Annotated in this window: 18 protein-coding genes; 10 read left to right on the top strand and 8 right to left on the bottom strand. The window is 62.4% G+C overall.

The features are described from left to right. Positions 1–27 precede the first annotated feature (27 nt). From WBK23_RS06270 to WBK23_RS06255, 4 genes are all read left to right on the top strand, one after another. A complete protein-coding gene (locus WBK23_RS06270; protein ID WP_424483301.1) occupies positions 28–609 on the top strand; it encodes a tetratricopeptide repeat protein in 582 nt (193 codons plus the stop codon). After that, positions 602–1,753: an outer membrane protein assembly factor BamB gene (gene bamB / locus WBK23_RS06265; protein ID WP_424483300.1), complete on the top strand. Its 1,152-nt coding sequence runs from the start codon at positions 602–604 to the stop codon at positions 1,751–1,753. The genes WBK23_RS06270 and bamB overlap by 8 nt, the downstream gene beginning before the upstream one ends. A 127-nt stretch (positions 1,754–1,880) precedes the next feature. Continuing rightward, positions 1,881–3,353, top strand: a complete 1,473-nt coding sequence (gene der / locus WBK23_RS06260; protein WP_424483099.1) for a ribosome biogenesis GTPase Der — start codon at positions 1,881–1,883, stop codon at positions 3,351–3,353. 118 nt (positions 3,354–3,471) lie between these two features. Continuing rightward, complete coding sequence (locus tag WBK23_RS06255; protein ID WP_424483098.1) at positions 3,472–4,620, top strand: pyridoxal phosphate-dependent aminotransferase; 1,149 nt, start codon at positions 3,472–3,474, stop codon at positions 4,618–4,620. A 70-nt stretch (positions 4,621–4,690) separates the two neighbouring features. On the opposite strand, the gene WBK23_RS06250 is transcribed toward WBK23_RS06255, so the two are convergent. Next, entirely contained in the window at positions 4,691–5,449 is a 759-nt protein-coding gene (locus WBK23_RS06250; protein WP_424483097.1) for a substrate-binding periplasmic protein, read from the bottom strand. Between the two features lie 68 nt (positions 5,450–5,517). Next, positions 5,518–5,907: a MerR family transcriptional regulator gene (locus tag WBK23_RS06245; protein WP_424483096.1), complete on the bottom strand. Its 390-nt coding sequence runs from the start codon at positions 5,905–5,907 to the stop codon at positions 5,518–5,520. 77 nt (positions 5,908–5,984) lie between these two features. Here WBK23_RS06245 and WBK23_RS06240 point away from each other — a divergent pair, with 77 nt between their 5' ends. Then, positions 5,985–7,052 (top strand): SDR family oxidoreductase, encoded by a 1,068-nt coding sequence (locus tag WBK23_RS06240; RefSeq protein ID WP_424483095.1) that lies wholly within the window; start codon positions 5,985–5,987, stop codon positions 7,050–7,052. Between the two features lie 20 nt (positions 7,053–7,072). Here the strand turns inward: WBK23_RS06240 and leuA are convergent, their stop codons facing one another. From leuA to xseA, 4 genes are all read right to left on the bottom strand, one after another. Next, the gene (leuA, locus tag WBK23_RS06235) at positions 7,073–8,743 is read right to left on the bottom strand and encodes a 2-isopropylmalate synthase (RefSeq protein WP_424483094.1); all 1,671 of its coding nucleotides are present in this window, start codon (positions 8,741–8,743) and stop codon (positions 7,073–7,075) included. Positions 8,744–9,081: 338 nt separating this feature from the next. Continuing rightward, positions 9,082–10,794, bottom strand: coding sequence for a flagellinolysin (locus WBK23_RS06230; protein WP_424483093.1), 1,713 nt, complete (start codon positions 10,792–10,794; stop codon positions 9,082–9,084). 60 nt (positions 10,795–10,854) lie between these two features. Beyond that, on the bottom strand, positions 10,855–11,679 hold the full coding sequence (locus WBK23_RS06225) for a peptidoglycan DD-metalloendopeptidase family protein (protein ID WP_424483092.1): 825 nt from the start codon (positions 11,677–11,679) through the stop codon (positions 10,855–10,857). 27 nt (positions 11,680–11,706) lie between these two features. Beyond that, entirely contained in the window at positions 11,707–13,086 is a 1,380-nt protein-coding gene (xseA, locus tag WBK23_RS06220) for an exodeoxyribonuclease VII large subunit (RefSeq protein ID WP_424483091.1), read from the bottom strand. A 99-nt stretch (positions 13,087–13,185) separates the two neighbouring features. On the opposite strand from xseA, the gene WBK23_RS06215 reads away from it, so the two are divergent. Continuing rightward, positions 13,186–13,740 carry a sugar ABC transporter ATPase gene (locus WBK23_RS06215; RefSeq protein WP_424483090.1) on the top strand — a complete coding sequence of 185 codons (555 nt, stop codon included), beginning with the start codon at positions 13,186–13,188 and terminating at the stop codon, positions 13,738–13,740. 40 nt (positions 13,741–13,780) lie between these two features. Here the strand turns inward: WBK23_RS06215 and WBK23_RS06210 are convergent, their stop codons facing one another. After that, on the bottom strand, positions 13,781–15,898 hold the full coding sequence (locus WBK23_RS06210; protein ID WP_424483089.1) for a TonB-dependent siderophore receptor: 2,118 nt from the start codon (positions 15,896–15,898) through the stop codon (positions 13,781–13,783). Between the two features lie 169 nt (positions 15,899–16,067). Here WBK23_RS06210 and guaB point away from each other — a divergent pair, with 169 nt between their 5' ends. From guaB to tadA, 4 genes are all read left to right on the top strand, one after another. After that, on the top strand, positions 16,068–17,537 hold the full coding sequence (guaB, locus tag WBK23_RS06205; RefSeq protein ID WP_424483088.1) for an IMP dehydrogenase: 1,470 nt from the start codon (positions 16,068–16,070) through the stop codon (positions 17,535–17,537). Positions 17,538–17,629: 92 nt separating this feature from the next. Continuing rightward, a complete protein-coding gene (guaA, locus tag WBK23_RS06200; protein WP_424483087.1) occupies positions 17,630–19,210 on the top strand; it encodes a glutamine-hydrolyzing GMP synthase in 1,581 nt (526 codons plus the stop codon). A gap of 57 nt (positions 19,211–19,267) precedes the next feature. Beyond that, positions 19,268–20,638 carry a multicopper oxidase family protein gene (locus tag WBK23_RS06195; protein WP_424483086.1) on the top strand — a complete coding sequence of 457 codons (1,371 nt, stop codon included), beginning with the start codon at positions 19,268–19,270 and terminating at the stop codon, positions 20,636–20,638. Between the two features lie 2 nt (positions 20,639–20,640). After that, on the top strand, positions 20,641–21,123 hold the full coding sequence (gene tadA / locus WBK23_RS06190; RefSeq protein ID WP_424483085.1) for a tRNA adenosine(34) deaminase TadA: 483 nt from the start codon (positions 20,641–20,643) through the stop codon (positions 21,121–21,123). Here tadA and mltF read toward each other — a convergent pair. After that, positions 21,120–22,580, bottom strand: a complete 1,461-nt coding sequence (gene mltF / locus WBK23_RS06185; protein WP_424483084.1) for a membrane-bound lytic murein transglycosylase MltF — start codon at positions 22,578–22,580, stop codon at positions 21,120–21,122. The two genes, tadA and mltF, sit on opposite strands and share 4 nt — an antisense overlap. Positions 22,581–22,649 lie beyond the last annotated feature (69 nt).

Below are 22,649 nucleotides of genomic sequence, written 5' to 3'. Positions count from 1 at the left end.
ATCAAGGACTGGTGGCAGCAAAATGGCATGCCTTTGCTGACTGGCGTCGCACTGGCGCTGGTTGCCGTATTTGGCTGGCAGGGCTGGCAGAAGTACCAGAGCAATCAGTCCCAGGGTGCTTCGCTGGTGTATCAGCAGCTGCTGGAAGCGGCGTTGGTCCCTAGCGGCAAGCCGGATGCCGGCAAGGTCGCCGAGCTGGCAAACACCCTGAAAAATGATTTCACCGGCACTCACTACGCCCAGTACGGCAGCTTGTTTGTCGCCAAGGTAGCGGTCGAGGCTGGCAAGCTGGATGACGCCGCCAGCGAGTTGCAGGCGATTGTCGACAAGCCAGTCGATGGCAACCTGGCCGAACTGGCGCGTCAGCGTCTGGCTCGTGTGCTGGCCGCTCAGGACAAGGCTGACGCTGCGCTCAAGCTGCTTGAGGCCGACGTTGAGCCGGCTTTCGCCGCCAGCCGCGAAGAGCTCAAAGGCGACCTGCTGGTACAGCTGGGTCGTGCCGATGATGCTCACGCTGCCTATGAGAAAGCCAAGGCCGCGCTGTCTGAAGACGCCGCCGTGGGTGGCCTGCAAATGAAGCTGGATGATCTGGCAAAAGGGGGTGCGTGACGTGATGCGCTGGAAGAATGCCGCACTGCTGGCCCTGGCCGTTCTGGTCGTAGGTTGCAGCAGCAATAGCAAGAAGGAACTGCCGCCAGCTGACCTGCCTGACTTCGAAGAAGAAGTGCAGTTGCAGAAAGAGTGGAGTCGTTCGATTGGCGAAGGCCAGGGCGAAACCTTCAATATGCTGGTCCCGGTGGTCGATGGTGAGCGCATTTATGCTGCTGACGTCGAAGGCCTGGTCATGGCGCTGGACCGTATGAACGGCGACGTGATCTGGAAAGCCGAGCTGGAACTGCCGGTCTCCGGTGCAGTGGCTGCCGGTTATGGTTTGGTGGTGGTCGGCACCCTGAAAGGCGAAATCATCGCCCTGGATTCTTCCAGCGGTGAAGAGAAGTGGCGTGCTCGGGTGACCAGTGAAGTGCTGGCTGCCCCTGCGCTGAACGGCGATGTGGTGCTGGTACAGACCCAGGACGATCGTCTGATCGCTCTGGATATGAACAGTGGTGAGCAGCGCTGGATCTTCGAGAACACTCCGGCCGTACTGACTCTGCGTGGCACTGGCAGTCCTGTGCTGACCAACCGTCTGGCGATTGCCGGCCTGTCCACTGGCAAGGTGATTGCGCTGGATGCCCAGCGTGGCATTCCGGTCTGGGAGCAGCGTGTTGCTGTGCCGCAAGGTCGTTCCGAGCTGGAGCGTGTGGTGGATATCGACGGCGGCTTGCTGCTGTCCGCCGGTACCCTTTACACCGTGAGCTACCAGGGCCGCGTCGCGGCGCTGGATCTGGAAAGCGGGCGCATTCTCTGGCAGCGCGAAGCATCGAGCTCGGTGGGCGTAGCCCAGGGCTTCGGCAACGTCTATGTCAGCTTGGCCAGCGGTACCGTGGAAGGCATCGACGAGCGTTCAGCGTCGGCACTCTGGAGCAACGATGCACTGGCACGCCGCCAGCTGTCGGCTCCGGAAGTGTTCTCCAGCTATGTCGCCTTCGGTGATCTGGAAGGTTACCTGCACCTGGTCAGCCAGGTGGATGGTCGCTTTGTCGGCCGTGAGCGTATCGACAGCGATGGCCTGCGCGCCCGTCCGCTGGTGGTTGGCGACTGGCTGTATGCCTTCGGCAACGGCGGCAAGCTGGTGGCACTGACCATCAAGTGACCCTGCGCTGACGCCTTGGCTATGCTGCACAGCATTCACGCTGTGCAGCATGGTCAGTGCAAAGAATTCCGGCCGCTGCTCCTGCAGCGGCTTTTGTATTTTCTGAAATAACGAAGTGGAGAGCCTAATGGTTCCCGTAATTGCCCTGGTGGGCCGCCCTAACGTTGGCAAGTCCACCCTGTTTAACCGCTTGACCAAGTCCCGTGACGCGATTGTCGGCGACCTGTCTGGTCTGACCCGTGATCGTCAATACGGCGAGGCCAAGTGGCAGGGGCGAACCTATATCGTCATCGACACCGGTGGAATTTCCGGTGACGAGGAAGGTATCGACGCGAAGATGGCCGAGCAGTCGCTGCAGGCCATCGAAGAGGCCGATGCCGTATTGTTCCTGGTGGACGCCCGTGCGGGTCTGTCCGCTTCCGACCAGATGATCGGCGAGCACCTGCGTCGGCGCAACAAGCGCAGCTTCCTGGTCATCAACAAGGTCGACAACATCGACACCGACCTGGCCCGCGCCGAATTTTCCAGCATGGGCATGGGCGAGTCCCTGCCGATTGCCGGTGCCCATGGCCGCGGCATCACCCAGATGCTCGAGGCCGTGCTGGGCTCCTTCCCCAAGGATGCCAGCGAGCCAGAAGAGGGTGAGGAAGAGGAAGTCGTCCTCGAAGGTCAGGAAGCCAAGCGCATTCCCGGCCCGAGCGAGAAGGACGGCATCAAGCTGGCCATCATCGGTCGGCCCAACGTCGGCAAGTCGACCCTGGTTAACCGCATGCTCGGTGAAGACCGGGTGATCGTCTATGACCAGCCTGGCACTACCCGCGACAGTATCTATATCCCGTTCGAGCGCGATGACGAGAAGTACACCCTGATCGACACCGCTGGCGTACGTCGCCGCGGCAAGATCTTCGAGGCTGTGGAAAAGTTCTCGGTGGTGAAAACCCTGCAGGCGATCCAGGACTCCAACGTCGTGGTGTTCGTCATGGATGCCCGTGAAGGTGTGGTCGACCATGACCTCAACCTGCTCGGCTTCGTGTTGGAAAGCGGTCGCGCCCTGGTGATCGCCCTGAACAAATGGGACGGCATGGAGCCCAGCGAGCGTGACTACGTGAAGGTCGAGCTGCAACGCCGGCTGTTCTTCGTCGACTTCGCTGATATCCACTTTATCTCGGCGCTGCACGGCACCGGCGTGGGTAACCTGTACAAGTCGGTGCAGGCGTCGTTCAAGTCGGCGATCACCCGCTGGCCGACCAACCGTCTGACCCAGATTCTCGAGGATGCGGTGAGCGATCACGCGCCACCCATGGTCAGCGGTCGCCGGATCAAGTTGCGTTACGCTCACCTGGGTGGTGCCAACCCGCCGCTGATTGTGATCCACGGTAACCAGGTCGATGCGGTGCCCAAGTCCTATGTGCGCTACCTGGAGAACACCTACCGCCGTGTGCTCAAGCTGGTCGGTACGCCGATCCGCATCGAGTTCAAGGGTGGCGAGAACCCTTATGAGGGCAACAAGAACACCCTCACCGATCGCCAGGTGAACAAGAAACGCCGTCTGATGAGCCACCACAAGAAGGCCGAGAAGAAGCGCAAAGACAAGCGCTAAGCTTGGATTTAAACGCTCTATAAAGGCACCTTCGGGTGCCTTTTGCCTTTCTGGGCGTTGGGATATTCTGCGCCATCAATAGCGTTCAAGCCGGCGCTGGCCCAGGAATATTGCCTCGATGATTATCAGCAAGCTGCCGAATGTCGGCACCACCATCTTCACCCGCATGTCGCAGCTCGCCGTGGAAACCGGCGCGCTCAACCTGTCCCAGGGTTTCCCCGACTTCGAAGGCCCACAAGCCTTGCGCGATGCGGTCGGCCGGCATATTGCTGCTGGGCATAACCAGTACGCGCCGATGACCGGCTTGCCGGCGCTGCGCGAGCAGGTCGCGGCCAAGGTGGCCCGCAGCTATGGCCGCGTGGTCAGTGCAGATACTGAGGTCACCATCGTTCCGGGGGCGACCCAGGGGATCTTCTGTGCGATCCAGGCGCTGATCCAGCCGGGCGATGAAGTCATAGTCTTCGACCCCAGCTACGACAGCTACGAGCCCTCGGTGCAGCTGGCTGGTGGGCACTGCGTGCATGTGCCGCTGGCCCTGCCGGGTTTCAGCATCGACTGGCAGCGCCTGGACGATGCGTTGAGCGACAAGACCCGCCTGATTATCCTCAACAGCCCGCATAACCCCAGTGGCGCGTTGATTTCACGGGCCGAACTGGACCAACTTGCGGCGCTGATTCGTGGGCGCGATATCTACCTGATCAGCGACGAGGTCTACGAGCATCTGGTGTTCGACGGCATCCAGCACGCCAGCGTGCTGGCTCATGAGGAGCTGTACCAGCGCGCCTTCGTGGTCAGCTCGTTCGGCAAGACCTACCACGTCACCGGCTGGAAGACCGGCTATGTGGTGGCCCCGCCGGCCTTGAGCGCCGAGCTGCGCAAGGTCCACCAGTACGTCAGCTTCTGCGGCGTGACCCCTCTGCAATGGGCGCTGGCCGACTATATGACCGCGCATCCCGAGCATGTCGAAGAGCTGCCGGCCTTCTACCAGAGCAAGCGCGATCTGTTCTGCGACCTGCTGGCCGACTCGCGCTTCAGCTTCACCCGCACTACAGGTACCTACTTCCAGCTGGTCGACTATTCGGCGATCCGCAACGACCTCGACGATGTGGCCATGGCCGAATGGCTGACCCGCGAGCATGGGGTGGCCGCCATTCCGGTGTCGGTGTTCTATCAGCGGCCGCCGAAGGATTTACGCCTGGTGCGTTTCTGCTTCGCCAAACGGGAAGAGACCCTGCGCCAGGCGGCGGAGAAGTTATGCGCGATCTAAGCCAGTTGCCCGGCCTCGTGTGAGCACTTCCCGGTATATCGCGAGCCTAGATTGGCGGGCTGAGAGACCGCTATTTCTGCTCTAGATAGTGGTCATAGATCGCCTGGTAGCGGCCGCTAGCCTTGAGTTGGGCGAGGCCGGCATTGAAGTCGTCGCGGATCTGCGGGTCGCGGAATACGGGGCGATAGTTCTGCGGGTCTTCCTCGACGAACTGGTGCATCTCGGTGCTCTTGGCCTTGAACAGGGTAGTGCGCTCCAGCAGTAGTTCGAAGTAGCGGAAGATGCTTCTATCGCTGAGCACCAGGTCATAGCGCGCCTTGTTCAGGCCGAGCACCTGCAGCTCCTGGTTGTTCTGCTCGAAGTACAGGCCATCCTTCTGGCTCGCGGCCAGCCATTCGGGGTAGCGCTGGGCTGCACCCTGGAAGGCCACCACGCTGAGCCCTTTAATGTCCTCGGGTTTCTTGATGCTGAGATGGCGGCCCTTGAGGCTGACGAAGACGTTGTAATAGATCACGGCCGGGTTGCCATAGTGGGCACCGGCGTCGCTAAGGTCCTGACCCAGGTCGGTCATGGCCGCGTCCACCTCGCCGCGGCGAAAGGCCAGGGGCACGCGAGCCAGGGGGAAGTAGCGTGGTTCGAGCTGGTGGCCGCGAAATGCCAGGGCTTCGCCTATCACTTCCAGCTCGATGCCGCTGTCACTTTCCGGGAAGCAGAAGGGTGGAATCTTTTCGCCGAAGGCCATCACTACCGTGGCCGCCCCGGCATAGGTGCTGCATGCGAACAGCAGTGGCAGGATGAGCCTGCCTATCCAGCGTGTCAGTGAGCGCATGGTCAGGTGCTCCTTGCGGTCGATTGTTTGCAGTGTAGATGTCGCCCGGTAAGTCACTGTGCGCTTCGTCAGCTGGCCACCGATGACTTTATGGCCAAGGCATGTTGTTCGGCCGCACTGGCCTCCAGGCGCTGTTTCTCGTTGCGCAGGAAATCACGCAGGTGGTGCAGGTCGGTGATTTTCTTTTCCACCTCGATGAGTTTGCGCATCACCAGCAGCGCGCCCTGGGCACAATCCAGTTGCTGCTCACGCCTGGCGTGGAGGATTTCGCCGATTTCGCCGAGGGAAAAGCCCATGCTCTGCGCCTGCTGGATAAAGCCCAGGTCGCTCAGGGTCTGCTGGCTGTACGCGCGGTAATTGTTGGCCTGGCGCTGGGCGCGGATCAGGCCCAGGCTCTCGTAATAGCGCAGGGTATGCCGGCTGGCCCCGCTGTGTTTTTCCAGTTCGCCAATACGCATGACAATTGCCTCTTGACTGTCGAGTAGGCTCGACAGTTTAGCCTGCTTGGGTCATCAACGACTCAGGTGGATTGGCTATGAATCAGGAATGTTTTGTAACCGGCGGCAGTGGCTTTATCGGTCAGCATCTACTGGCGCTGCTGACGCGCAAGGGGCATCCGGTCACGCTATTGATGCGTGCGCCGCAGCGCTTGCCGGCGCTGCGCGAGCAGGTCGAGCAACTTGGCGGGCGCGGTGAGTTGCTGAGCGCGGTTGCCGGCGATCTGGCCAGTCCCGGCTTGGGCCTGGATGCGCCGGCGCGCGAGCGTGTGCGCCAGGCTGCGGTGGTGTTTCACCTGGGCGCGCAGTTCGCCTGGGGCTTGTCGGTCGAGCAGGCGCGCGCGGTGAATGTCGAGGGCGCGCTGGCGGTGGCGGAACTGGCGGCCAGCCAGGGCAGCCGCCTGCTGATGGCGGGCGGCTTTATGTTGGCCAATCACCAGCATTTGCAGCGTTTGGGGATCGATCTGCAGACGCCCAGTCGCACCGATTGGGATCAGGTCTATCGACGTATCGGTGCCTATGAGGGCAGCAAGCTGGAGGCGCACTTCCGCGTACTGGCGCGTATGGCCGAGCGCGCTGCCGCGCTGACGGTGGTGCATCCGGCGACGGTCTGTGGCCATAGCCGCAGCGGGCATATCCTGGCCACGCAGCCACTGGCGGGGCTGATTGGCAATCTGGCGGATGGCGTCTTGAGCGCGATTCCAGGCTCGGCGGCGCATTGGCTGCCGTTGGTCAGTGTGGATTTTCTGGTGGAGCTGATGCTGGCTGCCGCCTTCGACAGCGAGCAGGTTGGCCGGGAAATTCTCGCGCTGGATGAGCGCACGCCGAACTTGCAGGGTGTGGTGCAGCTCTTGGCTGGCGTCTTGGGCGTCGCCGCGCCGCGCCGGCATGTGCCGATCGCTCTGCTGCGTCTGTTGCTGAAGATTCCGGGGCTGCCGAAGCTGCTGCGCACCGAGGTCGAGTCGCTGGATTTTATCCAGAGCACGCGCTTCGACACTGCCGCGACTCAGGCATTGGCGCGGCAGCATCAACTGCTGTGGCCGGATATCGCCCAGGCCATACAGGCCACTGCGCGCTATCTGGCGAGCAAGCCGTCAGCCGTATAGGCTGGCGGCTCACGACGCATTCAGGCGGCTTGTTCGGCGGTCTGGCCGAGGGCGCGATTCAGTGCGCTGAACAGCGCGCGGAAGCTCGCGGTGGTGAGGTTTTCGTCGATGCCGACGCCATGCAATGCCCGACCGCCGTTAACGCGCAGTTCGATATAAGCCGCCGCCTTGGCGTTGGTGCCGGCACCGATGGCGTGTTCGCTGTAGTCCATGATTTCCACGGCAACCGGCAAACCGGCCACCAGGGCTTCCAGCGGGCCTTTGCCGATACCGCGCCAGTGCTGGCTGTCACCGTCGCTGATGATTTCCACATCGACCGCGCTGGTGCCGTTTTCTTCCTGCAGACGATGGCCTTTCAGGGCGTAGGGCGTGGTGGCTTGCAGGTACTCGCGCTCCAGCAGCTGATAGATCTGCTTGGCGCTCATCTCCAGGCCGAGGCGGTCGGTTTCCTTCTGCACCACCTGGCTGAACTCGATCTGCATGCGTCGCGGCAGGTTGATGCCGTATTCCTGTTCGAGCAGGAAGGTGATGCCGCCCTTGCCGGACTGGCTGTTGACGCGAATCACCGCCTCGTAATCGCGGCCGATATCGGCAGGGTCGATCGGCAGGTACGGCACTTCCCAAACAGCATCGGCCTTTTGTTGGGCGAAGCCCTTGCGGATCGCGTCCTGGTGCGAGCCGGAGAAAGCGGTGTGCACTAGGTCGCCGACGTAGGGGTGGCGTGGGTGTACTGGGATCTGGTTGCAGTCCTCGACCACCTTGCGCACGGTGTCGATATCGGAAAAGTCCAGCTCCGGGTCGACGCCCTGGGTGTAGAGGTTCAGCGCCAGGGTCACCAGGCAGACGTTGCCGGTGCGCTCGCCATTGCCGAACAGGCAGCCTTCGACGCGGTCCGCACCGGCCATTACCGCCAATTCCGAGGCCGCCACACCGGTTCCACGGTCGTTGTGGGTGTGCACGCTGAGCAGCACGCTGTCGCGGCGGTCGATATGGCGGCCGAACCATTCGATCTGGTCTGCGTAGTTGTTCGGCGTGGCGCACTCGATGGTCGCCGGCAGGTTGAGGATCAGCTTGTTCGCCGGAGTCGGCTGGAACACTGCGATCACCGCGTTGCACACCTCGACGGCGAAGTCGATTTCGGTGGAGCTGAACACTTCCGGCGAGTACTCAAAACCCCAGCGCGTCTCGGGGGCGGCGTCGGCCAGGCGTTTGATGGTCTGGCCGGCGGCCACGGCGATGGCTTTGACGCCGGCCTTGTCCTGGTTGAAGACGATCTTGCGAAAGCTCGGTGCGCAGGCGTTGTAGTAATGAACGATGGCCTGCTTCGCGCCCTTGAGCGACTCGAAGGTGCGTTCGATAAGGTCGTCACGGGCCTGGGTCAGCACCTGAATGGTCACGTCATCCGGAATATGGCCACCTTCGATCAGCTCGCGGACGAAGTCAAAATCGGTCTGCGAAGCGGACGGGAAGCCGACTTCGATTTCCTTCAGGCCTACGGCCAGCAGGCATTTGAAGAAGCGCATCTTCTTTTCGGCGTCCATCGGCTCGATCAGCGACTGGTTGCCATCGCGCAGATCGGTGGACAGCCAGATTGGCGCCTTGTCGATGATCTTGTCCGGCCAAGTGCGGTCTGGAATGGCAATTTGAGTGAACGGACGGTACTTGCTGGACGGGTCTTTAAGCATGCTCATCGGGGGTGTCCTTTATAGCGGCGGCTGCAATCGGCGGGCCGGGCTGAATCTGAAAGAAGGCGGGGCGCTGGCGTGAACAATTAGCCACGCAGTCGCTGGCTGACCAGGCAGAGGGCCGCGCCCGCTCCCGGCGGGCTAGCGGCATTTCCCGCATCCCTGTGGGTCTTGGCGTGTTGGCGCAGCAGGATAAGGGTGTATGGGCTATTCATGCTGCTAACCCTAATCATCGTGGCTGGCTATGGCAAGCATCGATAAAAGAATGGCAGGAATAACCAGTTGGCTGTCGTTTGTGGTTTTTTATTGCGTGATGGGCGCTGGCTAGCGTGAACGATTGCGCGCTAGGAATTGAGCAGGGCGAGCACGGCCTGAGGCTCTTGGTTGGCTTGCAGCAGCACGCTTTGCGCGGCCTGCTGGATGATCTGTCGGGATACCAGGTTGGCGGTTTCCGCGGCGTAGTCGGTGTCGAGAATGCGCGAACGGCTGGCGGCGGCATTTTCCGAGACGTTCATCAGGTTCTCGATTGTGTATTGCAGGCGATTCTGCGTTGCCCCCAGATAAGCCCGCTGGGTGTCGATGTAGGTCAGGGCGTCATCGATATCCAGCACGGCAATGCCGGCATTCTTGTGCAGGTCGACATTGCTCAGCGCCATGGCGTCGACGCTGAAGGCGCTGATGCCGATCTCCAGGGTCTCGTTGGCGTTGGCCCCGACTTGCAGCTTGATCAGGTTATTGCCGCCGGCCCCCAGGGCGTTGTACAGCGTGGGGAACTCCTCGCTGAAACCCCTGAGCACTGAGCTGCCGGCCCCCTGGTTGGGTAGCACGTCGGCGGCGCTCAGGGGCAGGCCGTCGTCACTGTCTTCGCCACCGATGGCACCGGTGTCGGCGTTGCTCAGATCGAGCCCGGCGACGAAGGTGGCGGCATCGGCGTTGAACTGCGCCTGAAAGTTTGCCAGCCCGCTGAAAGCACCATTGCTGGCATTGGCCAAGGCCTGGTCGAGGCTGGCGTTGGTGCGGTTGAGGTACTGCATGATGCTTTTGACGCCGTCGCCACCGATGCGTTGGTGCATGTATTTCATGGCGGCGTAACCGCCGGAGTAACCGGCACTACCTGACACGTCGTCGGCGTTGAAGGCGGCCAGGATGCCGGCCACGTTGGTGCCGCCGGCGGTGTCGCCGCTCAAGCGCTCATCCGCACCGTGGATAAACTCGGCCGCGCCTTCCTTGAACCAGGACGGCAGAGGCGTGAAGTTCATGGCGCGGCCCATGATCGCGTGGGCCATCTCGTGGGCGATGATGCGGTCGTTGTAGAAGGGCGGGTTGCCGCCGTTGGGCAGATTGGGCGGGAGGAAGTCGGCCAGGTCGATGTTCAGCTTCTGGTCGTCGACCCGGCCGAATGCGCCGCCGACGCCGGATACCGAGGCCAGTACGCTGCCGGCACCGTCGGTAAAGTCCAGATTGATCTCCAGGCTCGCGCCGTCGCCCTTGATTCCGTAGAACTCCAGCACCCGGGCTTCGGCCTCGTTCAGCCAGTAGCCCTTGAGGCCGTTGAGGATGGCGCGGCGGTCGAGGTTGCCGAGCAGCGAGTCCTGATTCTGGGCGAAGACCTTGCGCCCGGCGAAGCTGGTGGTTTCGTTGACTCGGTTGATTTCCTGGAGCAGTTGCTGGGCTTCCTGGTCGAGCGCTGCGCGCTCCTGGGAGCCGTTGGAGCCGTTCATCGCCTGTAAGCCGAGCTCGCGCATGCGCTGCAGGGCGTCGGTGACGCTTTGCAAAGCGCCTTCTGCTACCTGCAGCAGCGATATGCCGTCGTTGGCATTGCGCGTGGCCACGTTCAACCCCCGAATCTGCGAGGTCAGACGGTTGGAAATTTGCAGCCCGGCGGCATCGTCCTTGGCGCTGTTGATGCGCTGTCCGGTGGACAGGCGCTGCAGCGAAGTCGCGAGGGCCGTGCTGTTACTCTCCAACTGGCGACGCGTGAACGACGACGAGATGTTGGTGTTAACCGTCAGCATCTGCGTGCGTACCCGCTCGGCCGGGCGAAATCCCGGTGTCACGAATAAGATCGGCCGCGGTTAAGCGGGCTTGAAAGCGTGCCTCGGAAAGCCGATGAGCGGTTATGGCTTGAACGCGCCGATAAAAATCGCCGGGTCGACGCGGGCGTCATTCAGGCTGACGTTCCAGTGCAGGTGCGGCCCGGTGGCGCGGCCGGTGGCACCGACTTTGCCGAGTACGCCGCCGCGCGGCAGTTCATCGCCGACGGTTACGCCGATGGCCGAGAGGTGGCAGAACATGCTGACCAGGCCTTGGCCGTGGTCGACAAACACCGTCTTGCCATTAAAAAAGTAGTCGCCGATCAGGATCACCTTGCCGGCGGCCGGGGCCTTGATCGGCGTACCGCTATTGGCGGCGAAGTCCAGCCCGGAGTGCGGGTTGCGCTCCTCGCCGTTAAAGAAACGGCGCAGGCCGAAGGGGCTCGACAGTGGGCCGCTGACCGGCCTGTCGAATAGCAGGTTGCTTGGCTGGCGCGCACTGAACTGCTGGTAGGCGCGGGTCTGCTCGGCCAGTTCGCGCTCAATGCGGGCAAGGTTCTTGGCGTTCGGATTGACCTGTTGCTGGTTTTTGAGGGTGATGCGCTGTTCGACGTAATGCTTGCTGCCGACCTGGAAGCTCAGCGTTTGGCTGCCATTGACGCTGATTTGCTGGCTGCCGGGCTTGATGCTTAGCGGGATGCCGACGATAGCGATCCAGCGTTGCTGCTCTTCATTTATGACCAGTACCGGTTTGCCCTGATAGCGCACGTTGGGCGCGCCGGCTGCTGGCCCAAGATCAACCACGGCTACGCCGCCTGGCACGGGTTTATTGAGCAGTCGGCTGATAAAGCCTTCGGCGTGGGCGGGCAGGGCGAAGCAGAACAGGGTGAGGAGGGTAACGAGACGCATGGGATGCTTGGCGACCTAATATCGAAATCAATCGAGCAGCGAGAGGGTGACTGGCTGTACGTGGTTGTCTTCGACCCGCACATCCAGCTCGCCGTTGCCCAGGCGCGCCTTCAGGCGTTGGCCGGGGCGGGTGTCGGCGGCGTTGCGGATGGCACGGCCGCGCTCGTCCAGCAGGATGCTGTAGCCACGGCCTAGGGTCGCCAGCGGGCTGACCGCGTGCAGGGTGTGCATTTGGCTTTGTAGCTGCAGGCGGCGCTGTTTCAGGCCTTCGCGCATGCTGCGTTGCAGGCGTTCGGCGAGGGCTTGCAGGCGCTGCTCCAGCAGCTTGAGGTTGCGTTCCGGGTGCAGGCTTAGCAGGCGGGTCTGCAGATGATTCAGGCGTTCGCGGCGACTGTTCAGTTGCCGTTCGAAGGCGCGGGTCAGGCGCATATCCAGATCATCCACGCGCTGGGCGTGCTGGCGCAGACGCTCGCCGGGGTGGCGCAAGCGCCGCTGCAAGCCGTCCAGGCGCATGCGTTCGCGCTCCAGGCGGTGCTGCATGCGCAGGTTTAGACGGCGCTTGAGATTGTGCAGGCGCTGCACCAGTTCGCTGCTGTCGGGGGCCAGCAGTTCGGCGGCGGCCGAGGGCGTGGGGGCGCGCACGTCGGCGACAAAGTCGGCGATGGATACATCGGTTTCATGGCCCACGGCGCTGACGATGGGCGTGACGCAGGCGGCAATCGCGCGAGCCACGGCTTCTTCGTTAAAGCACCAGAGGTCTTCCAGCGAGCCGCCACCCCGGGCCAGGATCAGCGCATCGAAGCCGCGGCGGTCAGCCAGGTCGAGGGCGCGGACGATCTGCGCAGTGGCGTCGCGGCCTTGCACGGCGGTGGGGATCAGGGTCAGTTCGACCTGCGGGGCGCGGCGGCGGAATACGCTGATGATGTCGCGAATTACCGCACCGGTCGGCGAACTGATAATGCCGATACGTTTCGGATGGGCTGGCAGGGCGACTTTAGCGTCGGCCGCGAACAGCCCTTCGGCGCTGAGCTTTTCCTTCAGGGCTTCGAAGGCCAGGCGCAGTGCGCCATCGCCGGCAGGTTCCACGGCATCGAGAATCAGCTGATAATCGCCGCGGCCCTCGAACAGCGAAACCTTGCCGCGCACCTTCACCGCCAGGCCGTCGCGCAGAGCCTGGCGCACCTTGGCGGCGTTCTGCCGGAACAATGCGCAGCGCACCTGGGCCTGGCTATCTTTAAGGGTGAAGTAGATATGCCCGGACGCCGGCTTGGCCAGGTTGGAGATTTCGCCCTCGACCCAGATGCCGCCGAACACATCTTCCAGCAGCAGGCGTGCGCGGTTGTTCAGTTGGCTGACGCTGAGTACCTCGCGGTCGAGGTTCAGGCGTTGGAAGGGATCTTTGATCATGGCCGGCATAGTAAAGGCTTTGCCCAGGCAACTGTAGAGCCTTGACCCGCACCGCCAGCCGATTAAGCTGCGCGCCTTCAATGCAAACCGAGTCCCGTTATGAGTGAGCAGCAGGCGATTATCGTGCCGCAGATTTCCAGCTTTCCCGGCCATGAGGCACGGGCGCGGTTGATCGTGCGCTGGCTGGTCAAGCAGAACATCATCGACGAGCAGCTGACCACCTGTGGGCGTACCTTCAAACATATGGGCTACGGCATTGCCGAGGGCGCGCGGCGGGTGGTCGAGCGTCCTGAACTGCTGCCGTACGGGCAGGCGGTGCATGGCTTGGAGATTATCTATAAGCGTTGCATCTATACCCCGACGGCGGGCTTTCTCGAAGAGGCCGGCTGCCCTGAGTGCCGGCGGGAAGTAGGGGGAAGGTTGTTCGATAGCCTGGAAGACTGGATGCCGGGGCATACCGACAACTTCCGCTGTCCGTTATGCGGCCATGAAGACGATATCAACGGCTTTCTGTTTCTGCAGCCCTGCGGCTTTTCCAACCTGGGCTTTATCTTCAATAACTGGGCGGATGCCGGCTTTAAGCAGAGCTTTCTCGATGAGTTTGCTGCGCGCTTGGGCTATCCGGTGTCGCTGGTGCGAGTCGATCTTGCCTGAGTTGGCTCATCCCTGAGCCTTGCAGCCCCGCTTGGGGCGTTTAGAAATCGACGCTGGCCGACAGGCGCACCTCACGCGGTTCACCGACGGCGACGCGCAGGTTGCCGCCGCTGGAGGGGTAGTACTCCTGGTCGAACAGGTTGCGCGCGTTCAGTTGCAGGCGAGTCTTGTCGCCCAGTAACTGGCTTTCCCAACTGATAAACGCATCGGCCACGGTGTAGCTGTCCAGCCAGAAGCTGTTGGCGTTATCCCCGGCGCGTTCGCCGACGTAACGCGCGCCGCCGCCAACCCGCCATTGTCCGGCGTCGCTGGGCAGCGCCAGGTGGTGGGTCAGGTACAGGCTGGCGATATTCTGCGCGGCATTCACCAGCTCATTGCCCTGGTTGGCCGGGTCGTCGAGGATTTCCGTGTCGGTGTAGGCATAGGTGCCGAGCAGTTCCCAGCGCTCGGCAAGGCGCCCGCTGATATCGATTTCCACCCCTTGTGAGCCAACCTTGCCGGCGGCTTGCGAGGTGCCATTGTTGCTGACCACGACGTTTTCTTTCTCGATATCGAACAGTGCGGCGCTGGCTGTGAGGGCGTTGCCCAGGTCGAGCTTGATGCCCAGTTCATAGCTGCGGCCCTCTTCAGGGTCGAACGCCTGGCCGGTGTCGGCGTCGGAGGCGTTGGGTACGAACGAGCGGCTGTAGTTACCGTACAGCGAGACCTGCTGATTGAGCTGATACACCAGGCCGCCGAAAGGCAGGAAGGTGTTGTCCTGGAGGTCGGTGGTTTTCACATAGCTGCTGCCGCGACCTTGCTCGACCAATTGTTCAAAGTGCTGGTAGCGACCGCCGGCCACCAATATCCATTGCTCATCAAGGTGCCAGTTGTCTTTCACATACAGCGAGCGCGAGTGCAGTTCGTCGCTTCGGTCGCTTTGCGCGGTGTTCAGCAGTGAGGGCTCGGCGAGTTTGCCGTAGACCGGTCGGTAGATATTGAAGCCGCCAACGGCCGGGCCGCGATAGGTATCACCGCGGAAATTGTCGACTTGCTCGGTGTCGATGCCCAGCAGCAGGTCATGCTGTTGGCCGAGCACGCTGGCGTTGCCGATCCAGTCCCAGGCCAGGTACTGGGTCTGGTTGTCGTGTTCGCTGCCGTCTGAGCGTCGGCTGAGTGCGCCGGTCGTTGCGTTGAGCGCATTGGGGCGCGCTTCGGCATAGTCGTAGCGCTCGTTGTTCCAGCCATAGGTCAGGCGGCTCAGCCAGTCCGGGTTGAGTTGGTACTCGGCTTTGGCGGTAAACAGCTCATCGGTGCCTTCGGCTTTGGCCCAGCGTTCGTTAAAGCGTGCGTTGTACTCAGTGTTCGCCGGCTTGCCGTTGATGATCACCGTGCCGCGATCCACCGGGGTCGAGTATTCCTTGTGCTCGTAAGCCAGGGTGATGCGCAGGTCATCGCCGCTCCAGCTCAGGGACGGTGCCACCAGGGTGTGGTTGTCCGCGCCGAAGTTGCGCCAGTAGTCCTCGTGCTGGCGTTCGGCAATCAGGCGGTAGGCGAAGCCGCTGTCGCCCAGCGGGCCGGTGGTGTCGAGCATGAGGTTGCCGCCGCCCTCGTTGCTGGTCTCACCGCTGATCTGCGAGCTCCGCTGGTATTCGGGTTGCTTGCTGATCACGTTGATCAGGCCGCCCGGCTCCAGTGCGCCATACAGCAGAGAGGCTGGGCCTTTGAGCACTTCCACGCGCTCGGTGGTGGCGCTGAAGTTGCGCGACAGGCTGGAGCGGATGCCGTCACGCAGGATCGAGCCATCGGCGTTGGTACCAAATCCACGTTTGACGAAGCCGTCCTGGGTGCCTGCCAGGGTGTTGCTCTGGGTCATGCCGCTGACGAACTTCATAGCATCATCCAGCGACTGCACCTGAAAGTCCTCGATCACTTGTTCGGTGACCACTTGCACCGCCTGGGCTTCCTGCATGATCGGTACGGCGCTTTTGCTGGCGGTGCTGGCCGTGCTCGCGCTGTAGCTGGTTTGGTCTTCACGGGTTGCGGTGACGGTCTGGCTGGGCAATTCAAGCGCGGTGGCGGTTTCGGCCGCGAGGCTACTGGCGGCAGGCATCAAGGCCAAGGCGAGCAGGGTAAAACGCCAGGCTGGCTGGGCAGAAGAGAGGCGGGTGAAGGGCATATGCTACTCAGTTGCGGGTGTTTTTGAGAATCATTATTATATTGTTCTTGTCCTGCACCTGGATAGCGCCGCTAGGCTTCGCGCAGTTATGTTGTTGTTTGCGTTGAGTGCAGGGGGGCGTCTGAGTATAATGGCGCGCTTCCAATTTTCCCGTCCGGGAGCCCCCGCCATGCTGCGTATCAGTCAAGAAGCTCTTACCTTCGACGACGTTCTACTTATTCCAGGTTATTCCGAAGTTCTGCCGAAGGATGTCAGCCTCAAAACGCGCCTGACCCGTGGCATCGAACTGAATATTCCGTTGCTCTCTGCTGCCATGGATACCGTGACTGAAGCCCGTCTGGCGATTGCCATGGCTCAGGAAGGCGGCATCGGCATCATCCACAAGAACATGACCGTCGAGCAGCAGGCTGCCGAAGTGCGCAAGGTCAAGCGTTACGAGGCGGGCGTGGTCAAGGACCCGATCACCATCGAAGCCGACGCCACCGTGCGTGATCTGTTCGAACTGACCCGCATGCACAATATATCCGGCGTACCGGTGCTGAGCGATGGCGACCTGGTCGGCATCGTCACCTCCCGTGACGTGCGTTTCGAGAACCGCCTGGACGCCACCGTGCGTGAAGTGATGACGCCGAAAGAGCGTCTGGTCACTGTCAAGGAAGGCGCCGACAAGAATGTCGTGCGCGACTTGCTGCACAAGCACCGCATCGAAAAAGTCCTGATCGTCGATGATGCCTTCCATTTGAAGGGCATGATGACCGTCAAGGACATCGAAAAAGCCAAGGCCTACCCGCTGGCCAGCAAGGACGATCAAGGTCGTCTGCGCGTTGGTGCCGCCGTCGGTACCGGTGCTGACACCGCTGACCGCGTTGCTGCACTGGCTAACGCTGGCGTTGACGTGATCATCGTCGACACTGCCCACGGTCACTCCAAGGGCGTTATCGACCGCGTGCGCTGGGTCAAGCAGAACTTCCCGGACGTTCAGGTGATCGGCGGCAACATCGCCACCGGCGAAGCCGCCAAGGCCCTTGCCGAAGCTGGTGCTGATGCGGTCAAGGTCGGTATCGGCCCTGGCTCGATCTGCACCACGCGTATTGTCGCGGGTGTCGGCGTGCCGCAAATCTCCGCCGTGGCCAACGTTGCTGCCGCTCTGGCTGGCACCGGTGTGCCGCTGATCGCCGATGGCGGTATCCGCTTCTCCGGTGACCTGTCCAAGGCCATCGTCGCAGGTGCGTCCTGCGTGATGATCGGTTCGATGCTCGCTGGTACTGAAGAAGCGCCAGGCGAAGTCGAGCTGTTCCAGGGTCGTTCCTACAAGGCTTACCGTGGCATGGGTTCGCTGGGCGCGATGGCGCAGGCGCAGGGTTCTTCCGATCGTTACTTCCAGGACTCCTCGGCCGGTGCCGAGAAGCTGGTGCCGGAAGGCATCGAAGGCCGTGTGCCGTACAAGGGCGCAATGGCCGCCATCGTTCACCAGCTGATGGGCGGCCTGCGTGCCTCCATGGGCTATACCGGTTGTGCGACGGTCGAAGAGATGCGCAGCAAGCCTGAGTTTGTGCGCATCACCGGCGCTGGCATGGCCGAGTCCCATGTACACGATGTGCAGATCACCAAAGAAGCCCCGAACTACCGCGTGGGCTGATTGTTGATCAGTTGATATAAAGCCCGGGGCTGTCGCTGTTGTTTTACAGGGCAGCCCCGAGTCATTTGTGAATTCCGCTACGAGAGACGGCCATGGCTCATCAAGACATCCACGCTCACCGCATCCTGATTCTGGATTTCGGTTCCCAGTACACCCAGCTGATCGCCCGCCGCGTGCGCGAGATCGGTGTGTATTGCGAGCTGCACCCGTTCGATATGAGCGACGATGACATCCGTGCCTTCGCCCCGCGCGGCATCATCCTCGCCGGTGGTCCGGAGTCGGTGCATGAAGCCGGCAGCCCGCGTGCACCGAAAGCTGTGTTCGACCTCGGCGTACCGGTTTTCGGTATCTGCTACGGCATGCAGACCATGGCCGAGCAGCTGGGCGGCAAGGTTGAAGGTTCCGATCTGCGTGAATTCGGTTATGCCCGTGTCGATGTGGTCGGCAAGGCCCGCCTGCTCAACGGCATCGAAGACCACGTCGATGACGACGGTGTGTTCGGTCTCGACGTGTGGATGAGCCACGGCGACAAAGTCACCGCCATGCCGGCCGGCTTCCATATTCTCGCCAGCACCCCGAGCTGCCCGATCGCCGCCATGGCCGACGACAGCCGCGGCTACTACGGCGTGCAGTTCCACCCGGAAGTGACCCACACCAAGCAGGGCGGTCGCATCCTCTCGCGCTTTATCCTGGAAATCTGCGGCTGCGAAGCGCTGTGGACCGCCTCCAACATCGTTGAAGACGCCATCGCCAACGTGCGCGCCCAGGTTGGCAGCGCCAACGTACTGCTCGGCCTGTCCGGCGGTGTCGATTCCTCGGTAGTGGCTGCACTGCTGCACAAGGCCATTGGCGACCAGCTGACCTGCGTATTCGTCGACAACGGCCTGCTGCGCCTGCACGAAGGCGAGCAAGTGATGGCCATGTTCGCCGAGAACATGGGCGTCAAAGTGATCCGCGCCAACGCCGAAGAGCAGTTCCTCGGCAACCTGGCCGGCGAAGCGGATCCGGAGAAGAAGCGCAAGATTATCGGTCGCACCTTTATCGACGTGTTCGATGCCCAGGCCTCGCAACTGGAAAACATCAAGTTCCTCGCCCAGGGCACCATCTACCCGGACGTGATCGAGTCGGCTGGCGCGAAAAGCGGCAAGGCCCACGTGATCAAGTCGCACCACAACGTCGGCGGCCTGCCGGAAGAAATGAACCTGAAACTGGTCGAGCCACTGCGCGAACTGTTCAAGGACGAAGTGCGTCGCCTGGGTCTCGAACTCGGCCTGCCGTACGACATGGTTTACCGTCACCCATTCCCCGGCCCAGGCCTGGGCGTGCGCATCCTCGGTGAAGTGAAGAAGGAATACGCCGACCTGCTGCGTTGTGCTGACCATATCTTTATCGAAGAGCTGCGCAAGGCCGACTGGTACCACAAGGTCAGCCAGGCCTTCGTGGTGTTCCAGCCAGTGAAGTCGGTGGGCGTGGTCGGTGATGGCCGCCGTTACGCCTGGGTTGTCGCCCTGCGCGCCGTGGAAACCATCGACTTTATGACCGCACGTTGGGCGCACCTGCCCTACGAGCTGCTGGAAACCGTCAGCGGCCGCATCATCAATGAAATCGAAGGCATCTCCCGCGTCACCTACGACGTGTCGAGCAAGCCGCCAGCGACCATCGAGTGGGAATGATCTGAAGCATAAGGGCAGCCAAGGCTGCCCTTATGCTATGGGCTACGGGATGGATAAATGACGTTTACCCGCAGACAGATTCTCGCTGGCTTGGCCGGTCTCGGCGTGGTCGGCCTCGGCGCTGGCGGCGTGCGCTATTGGCTGGGTCGCCCGGAAAACGTGGCGAACCACGACTATGAGCTGATCGCCGCGCCGCTCGACCTGCAACTGGTGCCGGGGCACACGACCCCGGCCTGGGCCTACGGCGGCCAGGCCCCCGGTGTGGAGTTGCGTTGCCGTCAGGGTGAGCGGCTGCGCGTGCGCTTTACCAACAAGCTGGAGGTGCCGACCACCATCCACTGGCACGGCATCCGCCTGCCGCTGGCGATGGACGGCGTGCCCTATGTTTCGCAACTGCCGGTGCTGCCGGGCGAGTACTTCGACTACGCCTTTATCACTCCGGATGCCGGCAGCTACTGGTATCACCCGCATATCGCCAGCAGCGAGCAGCTCGGGCGTGGCCTGGTCGGCGCGCTGGTTGTCGAAGAGCGCGAGCCCACTGGCTTTCGTCATGAGCGCACGCTGAACCTGAAGAGCTGGCATGTCGATGCGCAGGGCGCGTTTACCGATTTCAGCGTGCCGCGCGAGGCGGCGCGCGGTGGTACGCCGGGACGCTTGAGTTCGGTCAATGGCGTGCACGCGCCGGTTCTGGATCTACCGGCCGGGCAGGTGGTGCGCCTGCGCCTGATCAACCTGGATAACACCCTGACTTATCGCCTCAACTTGCCCGGCGCGGACGCGCGGATCTATGCGCTGGACGGCAATCCGGTCGAGCCGCGGCTGTTGGGCAAGGAATACTGGCTGGGCCCGGGCATGCGCCTGGACCTGGCGCTCAAGGTGCCGTCCGCCGGCTCTGAGCTGCCCCTGCGCAACGGCCCGCTGCGCCTGGCCACCTTGCGCGCGGTGGCCAGTGTGGAGGTGGCGGGCGAGTGGCCGCCGGCGCTGCCGGCCAATCCGGTGGCCGAGCCGGATCTGGCCAGTGCCGAGACCCTGCGTTTCAACTTCGAATGGGCCGGTGCGGTGTCGGTTGGCCTGGAGCAGGGCGCGGCGCATAGCTTCTGGCAGATCAACGGCCAGGCCTGGGACAACAATGACAAGACCTGCGCCGACCGGCCGATTGCCCGCCTGCAACTGGGCAAGAGCTATATCTTCGAGCTGCGTAACCTCAGCCAGTATCAGCACCCGATACATCTGCACGGCATGAGCTTCAAGGTGCTGGCATCGGATCGCAAGACGATCATTCCGTATTTCACCGACACCTACCTGCTGGGCAAGAACGAGCGCGCGCGGGTGGCGCTGGTTGCCGATAATCCTGGGGTATGGATGTTCCACTGCCATGTGATCGACCATATGGAAACCGGTCTGATGGCATCAATCGAGGTCGCTTAAACGTGCGTCAGCCACTGATTATTGATCGCAGCCAAGATCAGCGCTTTATGCGCGAAGCCCTGGCCCTGGCGGCCGAAGGCGCTGCCCTGGGCGAAGTGCCGGTGGGTGCGGTGCTGGTGCAGGATGGGCAGATTGTCGGGCGCGGCTTCAATTGCCCGATCACCACCCATGACCCCAGCGCGCACGCCGAGATGGTGGCGATCCGCGCCGCGGCTGCCGACCTGTGCAATTACCGCCTGCCCGGCAGCACCCTGTATGTGACCCTGGAACCGTGCAGCATGTGCGCCGGCTTGATCGTGCATTCACGGATCATGCGGGTGGTGTATGGCGCGACCGAGCCCAAGGCCGGGGTGGCGATCAGTCGTGGGCAGTTCTTCAGCCAGGATTTTCTCAATCACCGGGTGCTGATCGAGGGCGGTGTGCTGGCCGAGGAGTGCGGGGCGGCACTGAGTGAATTTTTTAAAGCCAGGCGCGAGCAGCGTTAAAGCGGTGGGGTCTGCTCATTGGGCTGGCGTTTGTCGATGCCCGGCACATGCAGGCTGCCTTCCGCGACCTGGGTACCTTCCAGCTGCGGCTGAGTGACCCAGGTGAGAATGTCGTAATAGCGGCGGATGTTGCGCACAAAGTGCACCGGCTCGCCGCCGCGGGCGTAGCCATGCCGGGTTTTGCTGTACCACTGCTTCTGCGACAGGCGCGGCAGAATCTTCTGCACGTCCAGCCATTTATCCGGGTTCAGGCCTTCGGCCTCGGTGAGCTTGCGCGCATCTTCCAAGTGGCCACCGCCGACGTTGTAAGAGGCCAGCGCGAACCAGGTGCGGTCGGGCTCCTGGATACTTTCCGGCAGCTGGCTCTTCACGTAAGCGATGTACTTGGCACCGCCCTCAATGCTCTGCTTGGGGTTCAGGCGATCGGCCACGCCCATGGCCTGGGCGGTGCGCAGGGTCAGCATCATCAGACCGCGGACCCCGGTTTTCGAGGTGGCGGTGGGTTGCCAGAGTGATTCCTGGTAGCCCATGGCCGCGAGCAAGCGCCAGTCGACCTCGTGCTTCTGCGCGGCCTGACGGAAGAATCCTTCGTAGCGCGGCAGGCGCTGCTGCAGGTGCTTGGCGAAGGTGTAGGCACCGACGTAGCCGAGTACGTCGACGTGGCCGTAGTAGCGATCTTTCAGGCGCTGCAGGCTGCCATTCTTCTGCGCGCGTTCGAGAAAAGCGTTGATCTCATTGAGCAGGCTGCTGTCTTCGCCGGGCGCGACGGCCCAGGCCAGGCTCTGCTCATCGCCGATGTCGAAGGCCACGCGCACATTGGGGAAGTAGACCTGGTTCATTGCCAGCTCATTGGAGTCGACCAGTGTCAGGTCGATCTGACCTTCATCGACCATGCGCAGCAGGTCGACCACTTCCACGGCGGCGGACTCCTCGAAGACCAGGTCCGGTAGTTCAAGCTTCAGCGCCTGCAGTTGCTCGGCATGGCTGCTGCCCTTGAGCACCAGGATGCGTTTGCCGATCAGGTCGGCCGGGCGAGTCGGGCGTTGCTGGCCGTTGCGGTAGATCACCTGCGGGGTGACTTCCAGGTAGGGCAGGGAGAACCGCGCGTGCTGCTGCCGTCCGTCGCTTTTTACCAGGCCGGCAGCGGCGAGAACCGGGCCGTTGGGCTTGCTCAGGCTGGCGAACAGCTCGTCGAGGTTGTCGGCGGTTTCAATTTGCAGCTTCACGCCCAGGTCGTCGGCCAGGCGTTTGACCAGTTCGTATTCGAAACCGGTTTCGCCGTTGCGGTCCTGGAAATAGGTGGCGGGGCTGTTACGGGTGATCACCCGCAGTACACCCTCCGCCTGAACGCGTTCGAGTGCGCTGGGTTCTTCAGCGCAGCCACCGAACAGCAGGAGGATTCCGATCACCGACAGCCAGCAGGCGCAGCGCGTACGGAACGCAGATTGGGCAAACATTGGCGCAGTATACGCAAAGGCCGCTGCGCGCCATATCTCGACAGCGTATAGCTTCTCTGTTAGCGCAAT

It is taken from the genome of Pseudomonas sp., assembly GCF_049653025.1.
GTDB lineage: Bacteria > Pseudomonadota > Gammaproteobacteria > Pseudomonadales > Pseudomonadaceae > Aquipseudomonas.
The sequence above is the reverse complement of the archived record's forward strand: the minus strand, read 5'-3'. Positions and strand labels throughout refer to the sequence as shown.